Source organism: Nonomuraea sp. NPDC046570, from assembly GCF_040645915.1.
Classification (GTDB): domain Bacteria; phylum Actinomycetota; class Actinomycetes; order Streptosporangiales; family Streptosporangiaceae; genus Nonomuraea.
Genome location: NZ_JBEYZF010000039.1, coordinates 19,656 through 38,041, shown reverse-complemented (window position 1 = coordinate 38,041; position 18,386 = coordinate 19,656). Strand labels below are relative to the sequence as shown.

Genomic DNA, 18,386 nt, shown 5'->3' with positions numbered 1-18,386 from the left:
GTCTGGCGATCGGCCCCCTGCTGGGTGCGCTCGCCGTCGCCGTGGTGACGCTCGCGGTCACGGCCTGACCGGCCGGTACCGCACACTCAGCTCGGCCGTGGGGTCGCCGGCGCCGACCCGGTGGAGGTAGTGCGGCCGGCCACCGGGGAGGTCCAGCAGCCGGATGCCCTCGCCGAGCAGCACGGGCGCGATGTGCAGGTTGATCTCGTCGAGCAGCCCGCGTTCGAGAAGCTGGCCACCGATCGTCGGCGAATGCACCTCGACGTTCCTGCCGCCGGCCGCGGCCAGCGCGATCCGTACCGCCTCGGCCACGTCACAGTCCAGGAATGTGACGCCGTCGGCGGGCTTGGCGTCCTCCGGATGGTGGGTGAGCACAAAGATGGGTCCGGTCCAGGCGCCGCCGTAGACGCTGCGGGGATCCGGGAAGTGGTCCCAGCCGCGCCGGCCGCCCAGGATCGCGCCGGTGGTCCCGACGTACTCCTCGATCAGGCCCGGCTGGGGCGAGATGCCGGTCATCATCCAGTCCATCTCGTGGTTCGGCCCGGCCACGAACCCGTCCAGGGACATGGTGAAGTGCCAGAGCACCTTGCCGTTCGCGGTCTGCGGTTCGATGTCGTTCACTGCTGTCTCCTCTGCCGGCTGATTGCCTCGTGCGGTATTGAGACGGCATCCACCGCGGAACCTCATCGGTCCAGGGTGGGTGGGAGGTTGAACGACGGGAACAGGGCCGGCTCGTGGAACGCGACGATCTCGGTTATCCGGCCGTCGCGGACCCGCAGCACGCCGATGCCGAACGGCTCGTACGTGTGCCCGCCCGGCGGACACCGGTACGTCGCCGCGGCCAACTGGCCGTTGGCGCTCGCCGGCAGCATGCGCAGCGTTCCGATGTAGTCGGGTGAGCCGGCGTCCCAGCTCGCCGACAGCGCTGCCAGCACGCCGTCGCGGTCGGCGAACCACTCCGGGTACGGCGGCATCGTCGCCCGCACGTCCCGCGCCAGCAGCTCGGCGACCTCGGTCAGGTCGCCGCGCTCCACCGCGGACATGTAGCGGCGCAGGATCCTGCGGTCCTCGTCGGTGGGCGGGACTGACGGGGCCCAGTCCGACCGGCCGGGCGGCAGGTGGGTGCGCAGGGTGGCTCTGGCCCGCTGCAGTGCGCTGTTGACCGAGGCGACACTGCCGTCGAGGGCCTCGGCCGTCTGGCGGACCGGCCAGCCCAGCACGTCGCACAGGATCGTCGCGGCGCGCTGCCTCGGCGGCAGGTGCTGGATGGCGGCCAGGAACGCCAGCTCCAGGGTCTCCTTCGCGACCACCGCGGCCTCCGGGTCGTCGGCGCTCGGTGCCACCGGCTCCCACAGGTGGCCGGGGAACGGCTGCAACCACGGGCCGGCCGGCGAATCGGCCTGGTCGGGCAGCGTCCGGCGGCTCCGGCCGTCGAGGAAGTCCAGGCAGGCGTTGGTGGCGATCCGGTACAACCAGGCGCGCAGTGAGGAACGGCCCTCGAAGCCGTCCCGGCCGCGCCACGCCCGCAGGAACACCTCCTGGACCAGGTCCTCCGCCTCGTCGAACGACCCGAGCATCCGGTAGCAGTGCACCCGCAGCTCGCCCCGGTGCCGCTCAGCACGTTCGGCGAAGTCGGTCACCGGGCGGCCATGCGGGCGTACCGCAGCTGGTGGGTCAGCTCGCCGCCCATCGGGGCGTCCCGGGTGACGCCGTCCGCCGACCAGCCGGCCTTCTCGTAGAACCGGCGGGCCCGCTCGTTGCCCTCCAGCACCCACAGCACCGCGCGCGGGCCCAGGTGCGGCAGCGCGCCGCCGGTTCCCACGTGCCCGGCCGGCGCTCGCCCGCTGAGCTGACCTCCGTGTAGGCCGTCGCCCCAGATCGTCAGCTGGACGGGCGAGTCGTCGTGGACGAAGAAGTGCGCGGCGTGACCGTAGCCGCCCTTCTTCATCCATGCCTCGTAGTCGGATTCGTCGTCCTCGGGCACCGGGTGCGGGCATGTGCTCCACTGCCTGTCCTTGAACAGGGGAATCTCCATCAGGACTCCTTTCTGTGTACGGCTGGCGGGGTGCCGGCCGGAGCGGGGCTCAGTCAAGCAGAGGTACGACCGTGGGGCGTAGCGGCCGGTACCCGTCGGCGTCGAGCTGGGCGAGTTCGCCGTCGATGTCGACGGAGTGGGTGCCGTTGAGGTGGAGCGGCGGCACCCGGGCCACCGTCCTACCGGAGCACCAGGAGCCGAGGCGTCAACGGGGTGAGCTCGACCGGCGACGAGCCGAGGCGTTCGCCGCTGAGCAGGTCGTGCAGGTCGAGCGGTTGGCGACCGTGGAGTCTGACCGTCACCACCTCGGCCTGCGCACCGTAGTTCGTCACCCCGACCAGCCAGCGCCTGCCATCGCGCACCGGCCGCCACTCGACGGCCGTCGGCGCACCGCCGGCCGTACGCTCCAGCGTCACCGCGGCCAACCGGCTTCGCCGCGCCAGGTCGAGCACGGCGGCCCCGATATCGGCCGGGCCGTCGGCCGACAGGACAGTCGCCTCCCGGAGCACCGCCGTACGGTCACGAGCCGAATGGGCCTGGTTTCGCTCGTCAGACGTCAGGGGATCGGCACCCGCGACGACGAGCCGGACCTTCCGGGCCAGGACCCGAAGACCCTGCAGGCAGGCGGCCGGCAGATGCGTCACCCCGGGTGCGACCACCAGCTTCACCCCATCGCGGACCTGCTGCCGGGCCAGGCTGGACTCGGTGACGAAATGCACCGGGATCCCATTCATCAGCAGAGCTCTGTACACCTCGCGCACCGCGGCCAGGTGCTGCGACGAGTACACCGACGAGGTCCGCGAGTACACGATGCCGACGCCGGACCCTGCGCCCTGCAGCAGCGCCACCTCGGCGGCGAACCGGTTCAGATCCAGGCTGGTACGGCCGGCCGCGGCGATCGCGTCCGGCCGGTGCAGCATGCTGCCCGCCAGGGTGGACGCCACCTCGGTGGTCCGCGCCCACACCCAGAACGCGGTGGCGGAACGCCCGTGCAGGGCGCCCTGCCACAGGTCCGCCGCGACGTGGGCCGCCTCGGCCTTCGAGTACGACGTGCTGCGGTCGGGGATCATATGGTCCTCGGAGTCGAACACCGGAGTCCGCGCGATGCTGGCCTGAAGGTCGTAGAACGCGAACTTGCCCAGGAAGCCGTCGACGCCCTGTCCCGGATAGTTCGACGCGTCGTTGCCCGACAGCTGGGAGAAGGTGGCCCACTGCTCGGGATCGGGTCCCCACAACAGATAGTTGCGGTCCTTCAGGGTGCTGCCGACCATCTTGGAATGCACCGGGATGTCGGGGGCGATGCTGTGGATCACCTCGGCCATCCACGCGTGCCACGACGCGAAAGCCCTGGTGTTGAAGGTGATCCAGTCATAGCACCCGCACCGTCGGCTCAACCGCCCGTACGCCGGGCGCCGGCACCTCATCGAAGGTTCGGTACGCGGTGCCGTACACACTGTTGAGCTCAGCGATGTCGCCGTACTGCTCGGTGAGGTATCGCGCCCACCCGCGCTTGGTCGACGGGTTCGTCGTGCGCAGGAACGCTTCGATCACCTCCCGCGCCAACGGGTGGTGGACATCGTAGCCTTCCTCGGCCAGCACGAGTTCGGGATGCTTCGCCGTCAAGAAGGCCGGGAAGTATTGCGGTGCCAGCAGCAGGCTCATGGCGACGTTCGCCTCGGCCGCCGCCTCGAGCCAGCGGACCGGGCCCCGATCGATCGCGTACGTTGACACGGCGTACTCGCCATTCGCGGCGACCGTCGCCGCATCGTCGAAGCCGGCGTTGCCGGCGATGTTCGTCGGATCGGCCCCATCGGCTCGCGCGATGGTCAGCTCATCGATCCACAGCGCCCCGACCGGGCCCTCACCGATGATCGAGAAGCGGTAGGTCGACACGTTGCCGGGGGTGAGAGTGAACTCGACCTGCTGCCAGTCGTAGGTGCCCTCCGGCGGGTAGTAGCGGGTGGCCCAGGTGGCGGTCGGGATCGACACCGCACGGGCGGTGACGTCCTGCCCCTTGATCCACGCCCGGACCCGGTAGGTGGCTCCGGGCTCGACCGTCAGCGGCTGGAAGAACTGGCGGTAGCTGTTCGGCTTCTTCGGACCGGCGAACGACACTCGCAAGGCGGCGGCGGAGTCGTGTGAGACCGACGCGTCGCGGGCGAAGGTCACGCCGCGTCGCCGACGCCCGTCGTGCTCCAGCCCGGGATCGCGTCCGGCGGAAGAATCGCGCTTTGCGGCCCCATTTCGAGGGCGCAGGTGTTGAAGCCGAGATCGGCCAGCTTGGGGATGTCGCTGACCACCTCGGCCCAGCCCATCGGGCCGCTGAACACGACCGGGCGGCCCTTCTGGGTGGTTTCGCCGTCGGAGACCGTACCGGTGAACATCCAGTCATCGCGGCCGATCGGCCCGGTGACGTAGCGCGGCACCCGCGTCCCCGTCGCCGTCCCGGCGACCCGGGATCGCGACCGGGTGAGGAGGTGTCCGGCCATGGCGGTCATGGCGACCGTATTGTAGGTGGCCCGCCACCTCTGACCGGCCGTTACGTCGTCGCGGGTGTAGCCGACGAACTTCTCCAAGGTGGTCGCGTCGACGCGTTCGTAGTGGGTCGGGATCCCTCGCCCCTTGCACTGGGCCAGCAGGTCCCGAGCCGTCTCGCCCGATGCGGCGATCTTGGCGAGCTCCTGCGCGATCGCCTCGGCGGACATCGTCACCCGGCCGGTCGCCGCCAGGTCGACGGTGGTGCCACCGGTCAGGTCCTTCACCGAGGCGGTGATCCCGAGCTCACCTGCGGTCGTCGCGGTGATCGGGATCGTGAGCTGGAGGGTGGTGCGAGCCGGGATGGTCGCGGGGGTGGCGTTGCCGTCGGGGCCGACCACCTCGACGCGGCGGTCGGCATCGTCCCAGTTCAGTACGAAGATCGCCGCCTCGACCTGGGCGCCCACCTCGACCTGGTCCTCGTCGAGGGTGATCCAGGCCTGGCACGCACCCGACTCGGGCAGGGCCGCCAGCCGTACGAACTCCTGCGCGGACTTGCCGGTGGCGATGCCGGGGCGCCACTGGATCCAGCCCCGCCGGTTCGCGCCGTCGTTGTCGTTGACGATCGCGTTGAACAGCACCGAGCCGCCGGGACCGGGAGCGTCGACACTGGTCGAAGCCCACGGAAACACTGCCAGATAGTGGGTTTCGGCGCCGTCGCGCCGAGCGGTCAAGGTGACGTCGCTGACCGGCGAGGTGACCGAGCCGTCGCTGAACCGGTAGATCTCGGGACCGCTGTCGAGTAACGCGAGGCCGTACTCCGGGCCGTACCCGCCGGTGCTGTCGCCGAACGCGATCTGGAGCCCGTCGCCCTGCCACTGGTGGGTGCCGCCGATCGCCCGGATTTTCGGCCCCGGCTCGCGCCCGCCTCCGGATTGTCGGTGCCTGTTGATAACTATGGCCCGTCACGTTAACCGACCGACGACGATGGAGCCCCCCATGGCCACGGCCACCTTCGGAGACGAGAGCGCCACCGGCAGGTGCTCGGTCGAGATCCCCCTTCCCGCTCGGCCTGACGCGAGCCCGGCGCGCGAGCTCGTCCGCCTCGTGCCGCGGGCCGGAGGCTGACATGGGCGTCCTCGACAACTTTCCCCAGTCTTACGGCTACCTGCTCGGATACCGCGTCGAGGGGCTGCCACGTGAGCTGTTCGCCCTGTACGACGCGGGCGGGCGGCCTGGCGCCGACGAGGCGGGGCGCAGGGCGTTCGGCATATGGGCGCAACTGCGGCTCAGCCTGGGCGACAAGGGCGGCCACGAGCACCCCGAGGAGGTGCTCCGACTGGTGCGCGAGGTGGCCGATGGCGACATCTCCTGGACGTTCGAGGACACGCGCTTCCTATGGGAGATCGCCGACGCGCTGTCGAGTTGCGGTCACACCGGCCACGCCGAGCTGTACCGGATTCCGCTGGCCGCCATCGCGACGCTCGGATACTCCGAGCGCCGTCAGATCCTTGGTGACGCGCCGCTGTGGCACCCGGCCCACCGAAGCCCGGGCCGGGCCGCGTTACGCAAGGACCTGGAGCGCGTCCTGACCGAGCCCCCGGAGCACGGGCCGGCCGGGGTCGTGCGCAGCCTGGTCTGGGACGGCGACCCCATCGCCCGTGCCATGGCAGGGAAGTACGCCGCCCGGCTGGCCCACCCCGCCGTGCTGCCTCTGCTGAAACACTGGTGCAAGGCCAAGGCCAACAGGCCCAGCGAACCCTGGCTCGCCAAGGTCCGCACGCTGCTCACCGACGACGGCGTGGCGGTGCTGCGCGAGATCCTCTCCCGCGTGGCCACCCACCGCGAGAGTCGCGAGCCCGGCGGCAGGGTGTTCGTCGCCCGCCACACCGCCCTCCCGCTGCGCGGCATGCTGTGGACCTGCGAGGTGATCGACGCGCCCTGGGTGTCCACGCTGCTCGGCGACGTCGCCACGAACTGCGGCATCGGGCGCAACGGCACCGGCGGCGCCGCCGTCTGCCGCAACGAGAGACTGGCCAACGCCGCACTGAACGTGCTGGCCAAGCGGGGCGGCCTCGACACGGTGGGCGTGCTCGCGCGCGTGCGAGCCAAGCTGCGCAGACCGGCCCTGCTGGCGAAGGCGTCAGATGCCCTCGACGCGGTGGCCGTACAAGAGGGGCTGAGCCACGAACAGCTCGTCGACCGGACGGTCCCGGCCTTCGGCCTCGGCCCCGACGGGGTCCGGGAGGAGCAGGCCGGCGACTGCGTCGTCCGGCTCGACGTCGACGGGCCGGTGCTGCGGTTCGTCAACGGGTCCGGGCGGGTCGTCAAGTCGGCGCCCCAGTCCATCCGCAAGGAGCCGGTGCTCGCCGATCTCAAGGCCACGCTGAAGGACCTCAAACGCACGCAGGCCGCCGAGCGGCTGCGCCTGGAGCAGATGCTCATCGTCGAACGCGAGCTGTCCTGGCAGGAGGCCGAGCAGTACTTCTTCGACCATCCGGTCACCGGTCCCTACACCCGCGCCCTCATCTGGCGGCTCCCCGACGGGTTCGCCGGGCTGCCGGTCAGGAGTGGTGGCGGCTGGGCACTGGCCGGCGCGAGCGGCAGATCCGTGCGTCCGGGCGCCGACACGCCCGTCCGGTTGTGGCACCCAATCCAGGAGAGCGCCGAGGGGGTGCGTGGCTGGCGCGACCACCTGCTGGAGCGGGGGATCAGGCAGCCGTTCAAGCAGTCGTTCCGCGAGGTGTACCTGCTCACCCCGGCCGAGGAGCGCACCCGCACCCACTCCGACCGTTTCAAGGGCCACTTCGTGCGCTACGGGCAGGCCAAGGCGCTGCTGGAGCAGCGCGGCTGGAGCGGGCTGTCGATCGGTCACTGGGACTACGAGTGCGGCGGCGACGTCGGAGCGGCCGTCAAGACGCTCGCCGGCTGGCAGGCGAGCTGGGGCATGCGGGTCGCCTCCGACCCCCAGCGGGACGCCTGGGGCACGGCCTCCTGCGCCGCCACCGACGCGATCCGGTTCCGCCATGCGGATCTTCCCGGCGACGCGCCGCTTACCGCAGTGCCGCCGTTGGTGTTGTCGGAACTGCTGCGCGACGCCGACCTCGCCGTGGGGGTCGGGTCCCTGGGGCTCGACCAGCAGGCGGCGGCCGGGCACGACGGCTACTGGCAGTCGTACGGGTTCGGCGAACTGAGCGAGACCGCTCGCACGCGGCATGACGCGCTGGCCCGGCTGCTGCCCCGGCTGAAGATCGCCGACCGGGTGGAGCTGACCGACCGGTTCGTGCGCGTGCGCGGGCAACTGCGCTCCTACCGGATTCATCTGGGCTCCGGCAACATCCTGATGGAGCCGAACGACGCCTACCTGTGCATCGTCCCTGGCCGCGACCGCTCCGCCCCATCGGTGTTCCTACCGTTCGAGGAGGACGGCGGAATGTTGTCGGTCATCTTGTCGAAGGCGTTCCTGCTGGCGGACGACACCAAGATCAGCGATCCCAGCATCTCCCGCCAGCTCGTCGCTACCTAGGCCCGATGCCTTCGAGGGCGAAGGCGCGGTTCCAGTCGCGCGCCCACTTCGGCCCGAAGCCCTCCGTGGTGTTCAGCGAAGTGGTGCGGGCGTCGTAGGTGCCCGTGGCCGGGTCGAAGCCGAACGCGAAGGAGTCGAAGCCCGGGTTGAACGTCTTGACGTTCAACCCGGCGGCGTCGATGGTGTAGGCGAAGCCGCCGGTGCCGATGCTGACCGAACGCGTCAGCATGTTCTATCCGAGTGCGGCCGTCCCAGCGGATCCGCTCCGCGCGGCGAGTGCCCGAGTCGTGATCAGCCCCGAGACGACGGCCGCGAGCCGGGTTTCCGACTTTCCGACACGACTACGCGCGGGCGCGGTCCGGTTCGATCCTCCCCGAAGGCCTACTCCCTTCGGTGTAGTTCGTACCGCGAATGGCGCAAGGTCAAGTGACGATCAACGGACGACGCGCTCCCGCTGCGGCCCGGCCTAGCGTTCCAGTCGAACCAATCGGATGAGAACTGGAGGAATCGCCATGAGCAAGAGAGTGATCACTGCGATCGCAGGGCTGAGCTTGACGGCCGGTCTGTTGGGATTCGTCGGCGCGCCGGCTGGTGCCCAGGCCGGCACGGCCAGCGCGGCCACCGCTGCGATGGCCGCGCCGAAGCCGCCGAAGGGCGCCAGGGCGGTGGTTCAGGTCAGCCCCAATCCCACCACCAAGCGAGGCCAGGAGGTGACGATCACCGGCCACTGCGGCGGCGGCAAAGGACTCAAAGCCGTGCTCGCCGGGCTCGACAGGGAACACCCGGTGCTACAGAACATCCGCATCATCGAGGACAACCCGAAGGGATTCGTGGCAAAGGCGACACTCGCCCCCAAGGTCGGTAACGGTGTCGGTCCTGTCTTCGTCGACTGTGGCGGCGAGGCAGGCGTGACCCTCCTGGTCACCCACGTCTGATCCGAATCTTCCCACCTGGACTAGCAAACAGGTCCAGAGCTCCCGCAGTCCTGAGCCGTCGCCCCCCCTCCCTCCATTCCGTGGATCATGTGGAGGGCGGCCGGCGGCGGCAAGGGGCCGGGAGTCCAACGCGGTCACTGGGCCACGGGTCGCCGCTCGGCGATCGTGGTCCATTTCGTCGCCGTTGCACGCCAGGGCGGTTGGGTCAGGTGGGTCTCGGCGGAGGCCAGACGCAGCGCGGCCGTCACGATGAATTGGCAGCACCAGCTGACCTCTTCCGGCGTCGGTGCGTAGCCCTATAGTCCCTCTGACCACCAAAGAAGTCGCTGATGTGTGGCATCAGCAGGCGGAAGCGGTGGTAGGCGGCGAAGTCGATGCCCAGGGCGGTGATGTGGGTGGCGGCCTGCAGGTCCTTCACGATCGTGCTCAAGCCGCACCCGGCGTGGGGGCCACGCGCTCGAGCTTGGTCCAGCCCGTCCAGCCTCGCTGCTTCAGCAGCTCGATCAGCCGACGCGCCGGCGGCACAGTGTCGAACGCCAGCGTGTCCATCAGCTTGACAAGCGGTGACTCGATATCGGTGTCGTCGACATAGTCCTCGCCTCGCTCGTCGGCCATCCGCGTGATGTAGGCGGCCAGCTTGTCGGCCAGCTCGACCAGCCGCGGGTCGTCGTCGGCTTGGTCGAGAGCCTGGCTCAGGGTGAGGTAGAAGTCGACGAGCAGCGGGTCCGCGATCTGCTCCCGCTTGCGTGCCATCCACTCCGGGACTCGCTCGGGTGAGTGCGCGGCCAGCGGGATCCAGCCGTCGCGCTCGGCCTGGACGATCCGCTCGTCGACCCCGAGTGCCCGCAGTCGGTCGAGATACTCGACCACCTCCGGGGGCAGCGCCAGGCTGTCCCCGGAGGCGAGCCGGGCGATTCGCTCGCGGTGCCGCTGCCGCTCGCGGATCTCCGCCCGCAGCCGCCTGTCGATGTCCGCGATCGCCGCGGCGAACTCCTCCTCCCCGACCTGCAGCAGCTCCCGCACCCGCGCCAGCGGGACCCCGGCCTCGGCGAGGGTCCGGATTTTGATCAGCTCGACCACGGCGCCGGCGTCGTATCTGCGGTAGCCGGAGTGGTCCCGCTCCGGCTCCGGCAGCAGCCCCTTTGCGTGGTAGTGCCGCACCGCGCGCACCGTCACTCCGGCGTACGACGCCAGCTCGCCGATGGTCAGCATCAGACCAGCCTTCCAGGGGTTGCTTACGAGGTCGCCTGGCCGGCTGGGCCTTGTGCACTCCGGATGATCTGGGCGATTTCCGGGGCGTGGGTGAAGACGAGCTGGTGGTCGGCGTCGAGCCAGGTGGTGGCGATGTGCGGGTGCTCGCGGACAAGCCTCTCGACGCCGGCACGCCAGTTCTGGTTGAACCGCGGCGCGTGCCCTTCGCCGCTGTCGCCGGCCATCGAGGTCGACATGATCATGCTGATGGGCCGGTTGATCTTTCTGTACCGGTCGAGGATCTCGGACCGAATCACATCGACCTCGAGGTTCAGGTCGAGAATCTCCTGGGCACTGAGCAACACCTGATGCGCGGTGCCCCGCTCGGCCTCCTGCTGCGTCGCCAGATCCTCCCACATGGCGCGGAACTCCGGCAGGACGGCCTCGGTGATGAACGGTTCGGGCACCGGGTTCGCCCCGTCGATGAGAACAAGCTCGGCGACGGTGTCAGGATGCTCGGAGGCATAGTGCACGGCCAGGTCAGCGCCCAACGAGTAGCCCACCAGCACGGGCGCCGCGGGCAGGCCGAGGTTTCCCAGCTCCGCCATCACTGCGACGAGATCGCTGAGGAAGGCCTCGAAGGAGTACTGGGCGGCGGCCGAGGCGGGGCCATGGCCCCGCAGGTCGAAGGTCACCACGTCGTGGTCGCGCCGCAGCAGCTCCGCCAGCTCGTGTAGGTCGGCCTGTGTCGAGTTCAGCCCAGGGCACAGGACCAGCGGTCGTCCTTGGCCGTCGCGAGACACCGGGATCGTGACGCCGTCGTGGTGGATCGTGACGTGCCGCATCGTCCTGTCGCCTCTCTCAGCCCGCTCTCCATCATCGTCGTGCTCGCCGTACGACTTGCGCAGTCCGACGACCTCGATTGCACTGGTTTCCGTGGTCATGCCACCATGCTGAGAGATTGACCCTGCGTCAGGGTCAAGCGGAGCGGCGACAGAAGGAGCTGGCGGCCTCGGTGTACCCGTAGCGTTCGATGGCCAGTGTGTTTCAGCTGTCCGCCGTGGCCTGCTGTACCGGTGCGAAGGTCGCCTGACCGGCGCGGCGGAAGCACCAGAGGCGACGGCCGAGTGCGACCGCCCCGAGCACGCAGCAGGTGAGGCAGAAGAGCGCCAGCAGCGGCAGCAGCCAGGCGGTGACGATCCAGTAATGGAAGCTGAACGCTCCCCAGATCGGCATCGGCAGCACCACGCTCAGCACCGTCACCAGAGCAAGGGGCACGAGCCGCAGAACCAGCCTCGGCCGGCGCGCCGCACGGCGTCGCGAGGCCCAGCGGCGCGCTCGGACGGCCGCGGTGACCAGCAGTGCGGCCATCCCCACCGTGAGCCCGAGCAGGACCGCGTTCACGACGGTCAGCGGGTTGCTCATCGGCGTTGCCGGTGCCCCGATCCGTTCGGCGAGAAGGTTGGTCGAGAGCAGGCTGGGATCGCCGCCGCTGTTGGTGAGGACGAGGGCGGCCACACCGGTCTTGGGCGAGAAGACCATGTCCCCGGTCCACGTCGCCAGTGTTCCGCCGTGGCCGATCACCGACGGCGGGGCGTCTGCTGCGACGGGGCGGGACTGCCAGCCGAGGGCGTAGTCGCCGGCCTTCGGCTGGACGGTGTGCAACTCGGCCAGGGAGCCGGCACTCAGCAGGTCCGCCCCGAAGGTTCCCTGGTTGAACCGCAGCCACCGCACCATGTCGTCCAGGGTCGAGATCACCCCGCCGTTGCCGACGCAGAACCCCGGCATCTCCGGTGCCGCGACGGCCACCCCGAGAACGACCTCGTACCCGGACGGCAGGCCCTCGGCACGATCGGAACACCCCAGCGTCGAGCTGGTGTGGGTCATGCCCAGCGGCGTGAACAGCTCGGTGTGGAGGAAGGCGTCGAAGGACTTCCCCGACACCACCTCGACGATCCTCGCCGCGATCGAGTAGTTGGTGTTGTGGTACTCCGAGCGAGTGCCCGGATCGGCGGCCAGGGTCTTGTCGGCCAGCCCGGCCACGATCTCCTGCGCGCCGCGCGGAGGCGGGAACACGTACTCGTTGTTCGTGCTGATCGACAGCCCCGAGGTGTGGCTGAGGACCTGGCGCACGGTGATCCCGGTGAAGCGCGGATCGGCCATCCTGAAGTCGGGCAGGACCTTGACGACCGGGTCGTCCAGGGAGATGCGGTCACGGTCGACCAGCAGCATGATCGCCGCAGCCGTCATCGACTTGCTCATCGACGCGATCCGGAACCGTGTCCGCGCCGTCACCGCGTTGCCGCCCCCGTCCCGGCCGCGGACGATCGTCTCGACCGACGACCCGTCGATCACGGCCGCCGCGACACCCGGCGTGCCGTAGACGGAGCGGTAGTCGTCGACCAGTCGTTCGCCGCTGGCATGAGCCGGTGCTGTCCAGCCGAGCAGCACGGCGACGAGCACACCGCCGAGGACGAGGAGGGAGGTCACACGAGGAAAGCGCAGACGTAGGAAATGCACGACGTCGAACCTAGGCCGGGCGTCACCGGCCGACATCACCCTAAGGCGTGAGACGGGACCACCCGGCAGGATGGAATCTCAGTCAGGCAGATCGTTGCGACCCACAAGCCCGTTCTCGTACGCGTGGATCACCGCGTGCACGCGGTCGCGCAGGTTCAGTTTCTGCAGGACGGCCCGGACGTGCGACTTCACCGTGTTCTCGCTCAGCACCAGTTCCGCGCAGATCTCGCTGTTGGACCTGCCGCGGGCGAGCAGGCCGAAGATCTCGACCTCGCGTGGGGTGAGGCCGTCCAGGGCTGCCGTCCTCCGCATCGGCATCTGCCGTACGAGATCGAGGATCGTCGCGGCCACCCCCGGGGCCAGCGCCGACGTCCCGGAGGCGACGTCACACACGGCCTGGGCCAGGGCGGCGGGCCGGACGTCCTTGGTCAGGTAGCCGCTCGCGCCGGCCCGGATGGCAGCCACGACCAGTTCGTCATCATCGAACGTCGTCAGCATGAGCACCCGGGTCGCCGGTGCGATTTTGACGATCTCCGCCGTGGCGGCGACCCCGTCCATGCGCGGCATGCGGATGTCCATCAGTACCACGTCGAGGCGGTGCCGCCGGACGACCTCGATCGCGTCGCTGCCGTTCGCGACGTCGTGGGTGACCTCGATGCGTTCGTCGGCCGACAGCACCGTACGGAGCGAGGCCCGCAGCAACTCCTGATCGTCGACGAGCATGACACGGATCCCGGTCATGCCCCCTCCTTCGTGGGGAGCCGCGCCCGCAGCTCCCACCCGTCGTCCCCGTCGTCGATCGACAGGGTGCCGCCTGCGGTACGCACACGTTCCTCGATCCCTATCAAGCCGGTCCCCTGGCTGCCGACGTCGCGAAGCGCCTTGCCGCCGTCGTCGCGCACCTCCACCACCACTTCGGCCGGGGTCCAGTGCAGGCGAACGGTCACCTCGACCGGTGGTTCGAGGTGGCGCAGCGCGTTGGTGATGCCCTCCTGCGCGGTACGGACCGCCGCGACCTCGGCACTCAGGCTCAGTGGCCGTCGCTCACCCACCTCCGCGAACGTCACCGCATGGAGCGGGCTCGCCGCCGAGGCCACGAGGTCAGGGAGGGCATCGAGCGAGATCGGGACCTCTCTGGGCCGGGAATCGGCGCGCGGCGCCACGGTGGCCGGGCGCAAGGTGGCCAGCATCGCTCGCAGACCTTGGTGGGCGTCCCGGCCGGCCTCGGCGATGTCGCCGAGTTCGCGGCGGGTCGCCGGATCCGCCGTCGTCACCGCCGCGGCCTCGATCCGCGCGACCATGACGGTGACCGTGTGGGCGATCACGTCGTGCAGGTCGCGGCGGATGCTGGCCCGTTCGTCCGCTACCGCCGCGGCCAGTCGTTCGCTCTCGGCTCGTCGGCCGGCCTCGTGCCTGCGGCGTACCAGCAGGGCCGCAAGCCACACACCGCCGACCACGAGCATCAGCAGCCCGCCCTCGACCAGGCGGGTCCAACCAGGGGCGGGGGGCAGCCGGGCCCACGCCACCAGCTCGGTGAGGACGATCCCGAGCGCGGCGACGGCCAACGCAACCACCGAGGACCTGACCGAGACCAGGCTGGTCAGCCGCCACAACGTGAGGGGGAAGCACACAGCCGAGGGCAGCATGCTCGGTGACCAACCCAGGAAGGGCGTCATCACCATGACGAGCATTGCCAGCGCGCCGATCGCGTACCCCACCCACGGCCGTCGATGGGCCACCACCGCTCCCACATGGAGCAGGGCGGCAGCACCCGCTGCGGCGAAGATCTGCCACAGGTCCGCGCCGAGGTGCCAGACGCCCGCCAGGATGATCACCGTCAGGAGAGCCAGGACCACGTGCGCCACCACCGTCGTCGCCGGCCATGTGCTCCGGCGCTGGGAGGCTGTCACGGTCGTCGCCTTCCGGTGGGCTCGTGGTGGGGAGCCGTGCCTGGCTCGACGTGCCACAGGATAGCCAGCAGCGGGCATGCCGATCCCGGCGCCCCGCCACAAACCCGCGCTGATCACGCTTGTGACGACGGCCCTTAGGATCTGCGGCATGGCAACGAGACTGGTGCAGATCAATATGAAGGCCCGGGACGACTCCGCGCTCGGCCGGTTCTGGGCGGAGGTGCTCGGCTGGGGTATCGACAGCGAGGGGCCCGGCGTCACCAACCTCGAACCCGTGGGCTTCGCCTACCCCGACCCCGCCGCCGTCTGCATCGACATCATCGCCCGCCCGGAACCCAAGACGGTGAAGAACCGGGTTCACCTGGACCTGGCCACCACCTCGGCCGCCCACCAGGCGGACCTGGTCGCGCGCCTCCAGGTTCTCGGCGCGACCCCCGCCGACGTGGGCCAGGGCGACGTCCCCTGGACGGTCATGGCCGACCCGGAGGGCAACGAGTTCTGCGTCCTGGAGCCCCGGCCGCTCTACCAGGACACCGGCCTGATCGCCGCGGTGGTGGTCGACTGCACCGACCCGCGAGCGATGGCCCGATTCTGGGGCGAGGCGATGGACTGGACCCTGCACGAGGTCACCGACGACCACGCGGTCATGCGCTCCGCCAAGGGCGTCGGCCCCTACCTGGAGTTCCTTCGCACCCCCGACCCCAAGACTGTTTGGAACCGCGTCCACCTCGACGTCCGCCCCTACCGCGGCGACGACCTGGCAGCAGAGGAAGCCCGACTGCGCGCCTTGGGCGCCACCGACCCCGGCATCGACCAGTCCGACATCCCCTGGACGGTCCTCGCCGACCCGGAAGGCAACGAGTTCTGCCTCCTCGGTCCCGGCTGACCCGTCCCGGCCGGCTTCGGGTCAGCGGCGGGACCGCTCGGCGGCGATGGGCTCCTTCCTGGCGGGTCAGGGGTGGGACGGCGGCGTGGAGGAGGGTTCGGCGGCCCAGGTGGTACGTCCAGGCAGGAGCCCATCGGCTCGACGGACAGCGACCTCCGGCATTGACATGCCGCTCATCCGAAGTTCCAATCGACTTAATCTGATTCCACCCATACCCAGCTCCGACGGGCTCTATATGGTCAGAGGGCATCGACGCATCCATCGGTTCCCGGCACCTCCGGCACGGGGTTCCTCGTCTTCCGGTGAACCTGGATGGACATGCGGTGGCAGCGACCCGGGTGCTCGACCTGCACGGAACCCCACTCCACACAGTCCTCAGTGAGGACTCGAGCGACCTGTCCAAAGTCTGGGCGTGCGGCTTCCTCTGGTGGGGCTGGAAGAACGCGGACCTGAAGATATCGTCGGTCGACGTGATGACCTCATACTCCGGGATCACCTTGCAGATCACACCCTTTCCAGAGGACGGAACCCTCTGGCTGTCCCATCGGACGCGGGTGAACAATCTTGGAGACCTGGGCTGGAACGACCGAGCCAGATTCTGGCGCAAATGGTGCTTCGCGTAGGTGCCATCGCATCCGATGCGATGGAAGGTAGCCGACTGTGCCCAGACCGCCGAGCTGACCGCCCAACTGCAAACGGCAGAATAGATGGCGTCCCGGCTCCGCTCACCCAGTGCGTTGGAGGACCCCGGTAGACGGCGGCGCAGCCGACGGAGAACACCTCCATCAGTTGCCGCGCTCGGCGTCGAGCACGGCGGCCAAGCGCGCGGCCAGCTCCGGCCCGTCCAGAGCCTGCGAGGCACCCGCCAGGGCACGCAGCCCGGCGGCGGCCTCGCATGCCTGCTCCACGCCCCACGCCTGCGGGCCGGCATCCCCTTCAGGATGTCGGCGGGCAGCGCAGCAGGGCGGGCTCGGCGCGGCCACCGTCCCGGCGGGCCCGCTCGACCTCATACCGGACCTCCCGCGTGACGTCTTGGCGGTGATCGTGCAGCATCACGCGGTCAACCTCCACCAGCGCAGCAACACGTAGGCGTAGCTACGCGTGGAAGAACGGCGGTTCCCCGAGGCCGAGAAGTCCCTGAAGAAGCAGCTGATCGGCCGCGTTGTCGAGCACCACGAAGGGAACCAGGTCGGCGTCCTGGGGGACCACCCGCCCCCAGCTCGGCAGACGAATGGCCGCGAGATCACGTTTCGGCACGTTCGCTCCTCCCACATGCAGAAGAAGCGCGATCCGGGACCTTGACGTGCTCGCGATCAACGTGAGCGGCTCAGGCAGGCGCGACTGCCAGGAATGCCTTCCCATGGCCCCACCTTCGCGTCGCCGTCGATGGGCGCGGACATGGACGATGAGAGAAACTCCGGCGCGGCCTCGAACCAATGATCGGGTAGTGGCATCCAACAAGATCACAGCATCAGAAGGGACTCATGTGATCATCTGGTTGAACGGCACCTTCGGGGCAGGCAACCATGTCACCGTAGATGAGCCTTTCGATAGGCGACCGGGGCTGCGCATGACGCAGGGTGCCCTCGCAGCCGTCAGCGTGTCCCAGACATGATGATCCGCAATCGCGCCCCACGCTCCACGCAGCGAATCGACGTGACCCGCCTTCCTGACGACGTCGTGGCGCTCATCGACGCCCTCGAGCCTGGTGAGAACTTGGTCCTCACGCGTGACGGCGCGTCGATCGCGACGATCTCCAGCACCATTGACGTGGTCCAAGGCGCCATCGTCGATCGCAACGCGCCAGATGAGGCCAACGATCAAGCACCGATCGACTACGAGAGCGTGACAGTCGTGGCCACCGCGATGGAGCTGCCGACCGCGGCTCGGGTTGCGCTATCCACCCAGCTCGGGACGGACTACGTAGTGCTCGATATGCATGCGGCTCCCGCAACAACCGACGTGCTGCTGGTACCTCCAGGCAGCCCGCAGCTGATCACAGCGCTCCGATCGATGTTCCCGAAAGCTCGCGTCATCGTCACCGAAATCGAGGACCACGAACTCGGAGTTCAGTACCACGGCCCGGTCCGACGACTACTCGACGCCGGCGCTGATGCGTATCTACCTCCGGCGACCCTCCCACACCTGGCCAGGCAGCTTGACTACACACTGAATCACGGGCGCGAGATCGCTGGCGGGGCTGCGATACCACTGCAGATCGCACCGACCGTGGAGCCGGCAGATCCAGACAACGAATGACCCCGCGCCTCTTCGCTGGACCGTCAGGTGGCGGATCACCGTAGGAGTTCCGGGCCCTCACAGTGGTTCGATGCGGCCGCCGATCAGCCGCTTGCGGGCGTCGATGGCGTGCCCGTCGCAGATCAGCGCCTCAGTCCCTTCGGCGTCGACCAGGTGGTGGGTGGTGGGCTAACCCGGGCAGGTGTGGGAGTGTCCACGGGTCAGTCCTTCCTTCCGCTTGATGCGGCCTTAAAACAGCGTGTCGGTGCGCCATTCCGCCGCGGTGTGGCATGAAGCATGGGCAGATCCACCGGCATCGCCGGTCAGTGAGCCAGACCTTGGCGGTGCGGTCCGGCTCGGCCCCGCTGAGCGTGCCTTTGGGCAGGTCCAGCACGTAGCCGCGCGGATTGGTCACGTACGTCTCGGGGCTGGCCGTCCCAACGGCGCGCGCCGCCGCGGCGAAGCCGGCGGTCGAAATCTTCGGTGGGCTGACGCAGCCCGTCTTCTCCTAAGGGGTGGCGGCGGGCTCGCTCGCGAGCAGTGATCAGGTCGCCTGCACCCACACGCTTGCGGTCTCGGCTTGTAGCCGAGCTATTTAGCGTTGCTATGTACCAGTAGTCAGTGTTACCGTGTACCAGTAGTCAGCAACACGGAGTAGCTGAAGGGGGGT

Annotated in this window: 19 protein-coding genes; 5 read left to right on the top strand and 14 right to left on the bottom strand. The window is 69.4% G+C overall.

Going from position 1 to position 18,386, the window contains the following annotated elements:
* Positions 1-57: 57 nt before the first annotated feature.
* The 6 genes from ABZ911_RS36785 to ABZ911_RS36760 form a co-directional block, all read right to left on the bottom strand.
* Complete coding sequence (locus ABZ911_RS36785) at positions 58-621, bottom strand: dihydrofolate reductase family protein (RefSeq protein ID WP_358067045.1); 564 nt, start codon at positions 619-621, stop codon at positions 58-60.
* 62 nt (positions 622-683) lie between these two features.
* Positions 684-1,640, bottom strand: coding sequence for an RNA polymerase subunit sigma-70 (locus ABZ911_RS36780; RefSeq protein WP_358067042.1), 957 nt, complete (start codon positions 1,638-1,640; stop codon positions 684-686).
* Positions 1,637-2,035 carry a hypothetical protein gene (locus ABZ911_RS36775; RefSeq protein ID WP_358067039.1) on the bottom strand — a complete coding sequence of 133 codons (399 nt, stop codon included), beginning with the start codon at positions 2,033-2,035 and terminating at the stop codon, positions 1,637-1,639. The genes ABZ911_RS36780 and ABZ911_RS36775 overlap by 4 nt, the downstream gene beginning before the upstream one ends.
* 179 nt (positions 2,036-2,214) lie before the next feature.
* On the bottom strand, positions 2,215-3,348 hold the full coding sequence (locus ABZ911_RS36770) for a hypothetical protein (protein ID WP_358067036.1): 1,134 nt from the start codon (positions 3,346-3,348) through the stop codon (positions 2,215-2,217).
* Between the two features lie 55 nt (positions 3,349-3,403).
* Positions 3,404-4,204 carry a hypothetical protein gene (locus ABZ911_RS36765; RefSeq protein ID WP_358067034.1) on the bottom strand — a complete coding sequence of 267 codons (801 nt, stop codon included), beginning with the start codon at positions 4,202-4,204 and terminating at the stop codon, positions 3,404-3,406.
* Positions 4,201-5,202 carry a hypothetical protein gene (locus tag ABZ911_RS36760; protein ID WP_358067031.1) on the bottom strand — a complete coding sequence of 334 codons (1,002 nt, stop codon included), beginning with the start codon at positions 5,200-5,202 and terminating at the stop codon, positions 4,201-4,203. Before ABZ911_RS36760 ends, ABZ911_RS36765 begins: the two co-directional genes overlap by 4 nt.
* 307 nt (positions 5,203-5,509) lie before the next feature.
* On the opposite strand from ABZ911_RS36760, the gene ABZ911_RS36755 reads away from it, so the two are divergent.
* Both ABZ911_RS36755 and ABZ911_RS36750 read left to right on the top strand, forming a co-directional pair.
* Positions 5,510-5,638, top strand: coding sequence for a hypothetical protein (locus ABZ911_RS36755; protein ID WP_358067028.1), 129 nt, complete (start codon positions 5,510-5,512; stop codon positions 5,636-5,638).
* A gap of 1 nt (position 5,639) precedes the next feature.
* On the top strand, positions 5,640-8,036 hold the full coding sequence (locus ABZ911_RS36750; protein WP_358067025.1) for a DUF4132 domain-containing protein: 2,397 nt from the start codon (positions 5,640-5,642) through the stop codon (positions 8,034-8,036).
* Here ABZ911_RS36750 and ABZ911_RS36745 read toward each other — a convergent pair.
* A complete protein-coding gene (locus ABZ911_RS36745) occupies positions 8,029-8,265 on the bottom strand; it encodes a hypothetical protein (protein ID WP_358067023.1) in 237 nt (78 codons plus the stop codon). The genes ABZ911_RS36750 and ABZ911_RS36745 overlap by 8 nt on opposite strands.
* Before the next feature lie 283 nt (positions 8,266-8,548).
* On the opposite strand from ABZ911_RS36745, the gene ABZ911_RS36740 reads away from it, so the two are divergent.
* Positions 8,549-8,971 (top strand): hypothetical protein, encoded by a 423-nt coding sequence (locus ABZ911_RS36740; protein WP_358067020.1) that lies wholly within the window; start codon positions 8,549-8,551, stop codon positions 8,969-8,971.
* Between the two features lie 426 nt (positions 8,972-9,397).
* Here the strand turns inward: ABZ911_RS36740 and ABZ911_RS36735 are convergent, their stop codons facing one another.
* The 5 genes from ABZ911_RS36735 to ABZ911_RS36715 form a co-directional block, all read right to left on the bottom strand.
* On the bottom strand, positions 9,398-10,183 hold the full coding sequence (locus tag ABZ911_RS36735; RefSeq protein ID WP_358067017.1) for a MerR family transcriptional regulator: 786 nt from the start codon (positions 10,181-10,183) through the stop codon (positions 9,398-9,400).
* A gap of 23 nt (positions 10,184-10,206) precedes the next feature.
* Complete coding sequence (locus ABZ911_RS36730) at positions 10,207-11,106, bottom strand: alpha/beta fold hydrolase (protein ID WP_358067014.1); 900 nt, start codon at positions 11,104-11,106, stop codon at positions 10,207-10,209.
* Between the two features lie 103 nt (positions 11,107-11,209).
* Positions 11,210-12,652: a serine hydrolase domain-containing protein gene (locus ABZ911_RS36725; RefSeq protein ID WP_358067011.1), complete on the bottom strand. Its 1,443-nt coding sequence runs from the start codon at positions 12,650-12,652 to the stop codon at positions 11,210-11,212.
* Between the two features lie 108 nt (positions 12,653-12,760).
* The gene (locus tag ABZ911_RS36720; protein ID WP_358067008.1) at positions 12,761-13,423 is read right to left on the bottom strand and encodes a response regulator transcription factor; all 663 of its coding nucleotides are present in this window, start codon (positions 13,421-13,423) and stop codon (positions 12,761-12,763) included.
* Positions 13,420-14,592, bottom strand: a complete 1,173-nt coding sequence (locus tag ABZ911_RS36715) for a histidine kinase (protein WP_358067006.1) — start codon at positions 14,590-14,592, stop codon at positions 13,420-13,422. The genes ABZ911_RS36720 and ABZ911_RS36715 overlap by 4 nt, the downstream gene beginning before the upstream one ends.
* A 148-nt stretch (positions 14,593-14,740) precedes the next feature.
* Between ABZ911_RS36715 and ABZ911_RS36710 the strand changes: the two genes are divergently transcribed.
* Positions 14,741-15,478 carry a VOC family protein gene (locus tag ABZ911_RS36710; protein WP_358067003.1) on the top strand — a complete coding sequence of 246 codons (738 nt, stop codon included), beginning with the start codon at positions 14,741-14,743 and terminating at the stop codon, positions 15,476-15,478.
* 785 nt (positions 15,479-16,263) lie between these two features.
* On the opposite strand, the gene ABZ911_RS36705 is transcribed toward ABZ911_RS36710, so the two are convergent.
* Together ABZ911_RS36705 and ABZ911_RS36700 are read right to left on the bottom strand one after the other, a co-directional pair.
* Positions 16,264-16,386 (bottom strand): hypothetical protein, encoded by a 123-nt coding sequence (locus tag ABZ911_RS36705; protein WP_358067000.1) that lies wholly within the window; start codon positions 16,384-16,386, stop codon positions 16,264-16,266.
* 187 nt (positions 16,387-16,573) lie between these two features.
* Positions 16,574-16,735: a hypothetical protein gene (locus ABZ911_RS36700; RefSeq protein ID WP_358066997.1), complete on the bottom strand. Its 162-nt coding sequence runs from the start codon at positions 16,733-16,735 to the stop codon at positions 16,574-16,576.
* A 354-nt stretch (positions 16,736-17,089) separates the two neighbouring features.
* Here ABZ911_RS36700 and ABZ911_RS36695 point away from each other — a divergent pair, with 354 nt between their 5' ends.
* Positions 17,090-17,737: a hypothetical protein gene (locus ABZ911_RS36695; protein ID WP_358066994.1), complete on the top strand. Its 648-nt coding sequence runs from the start codon at positions 17,090-17,092 to the stop codon at positions 17,735-17,737.
* The last annotated feature ends 649 nt before the right edge of the window (positions 17,738-18,386 follow it).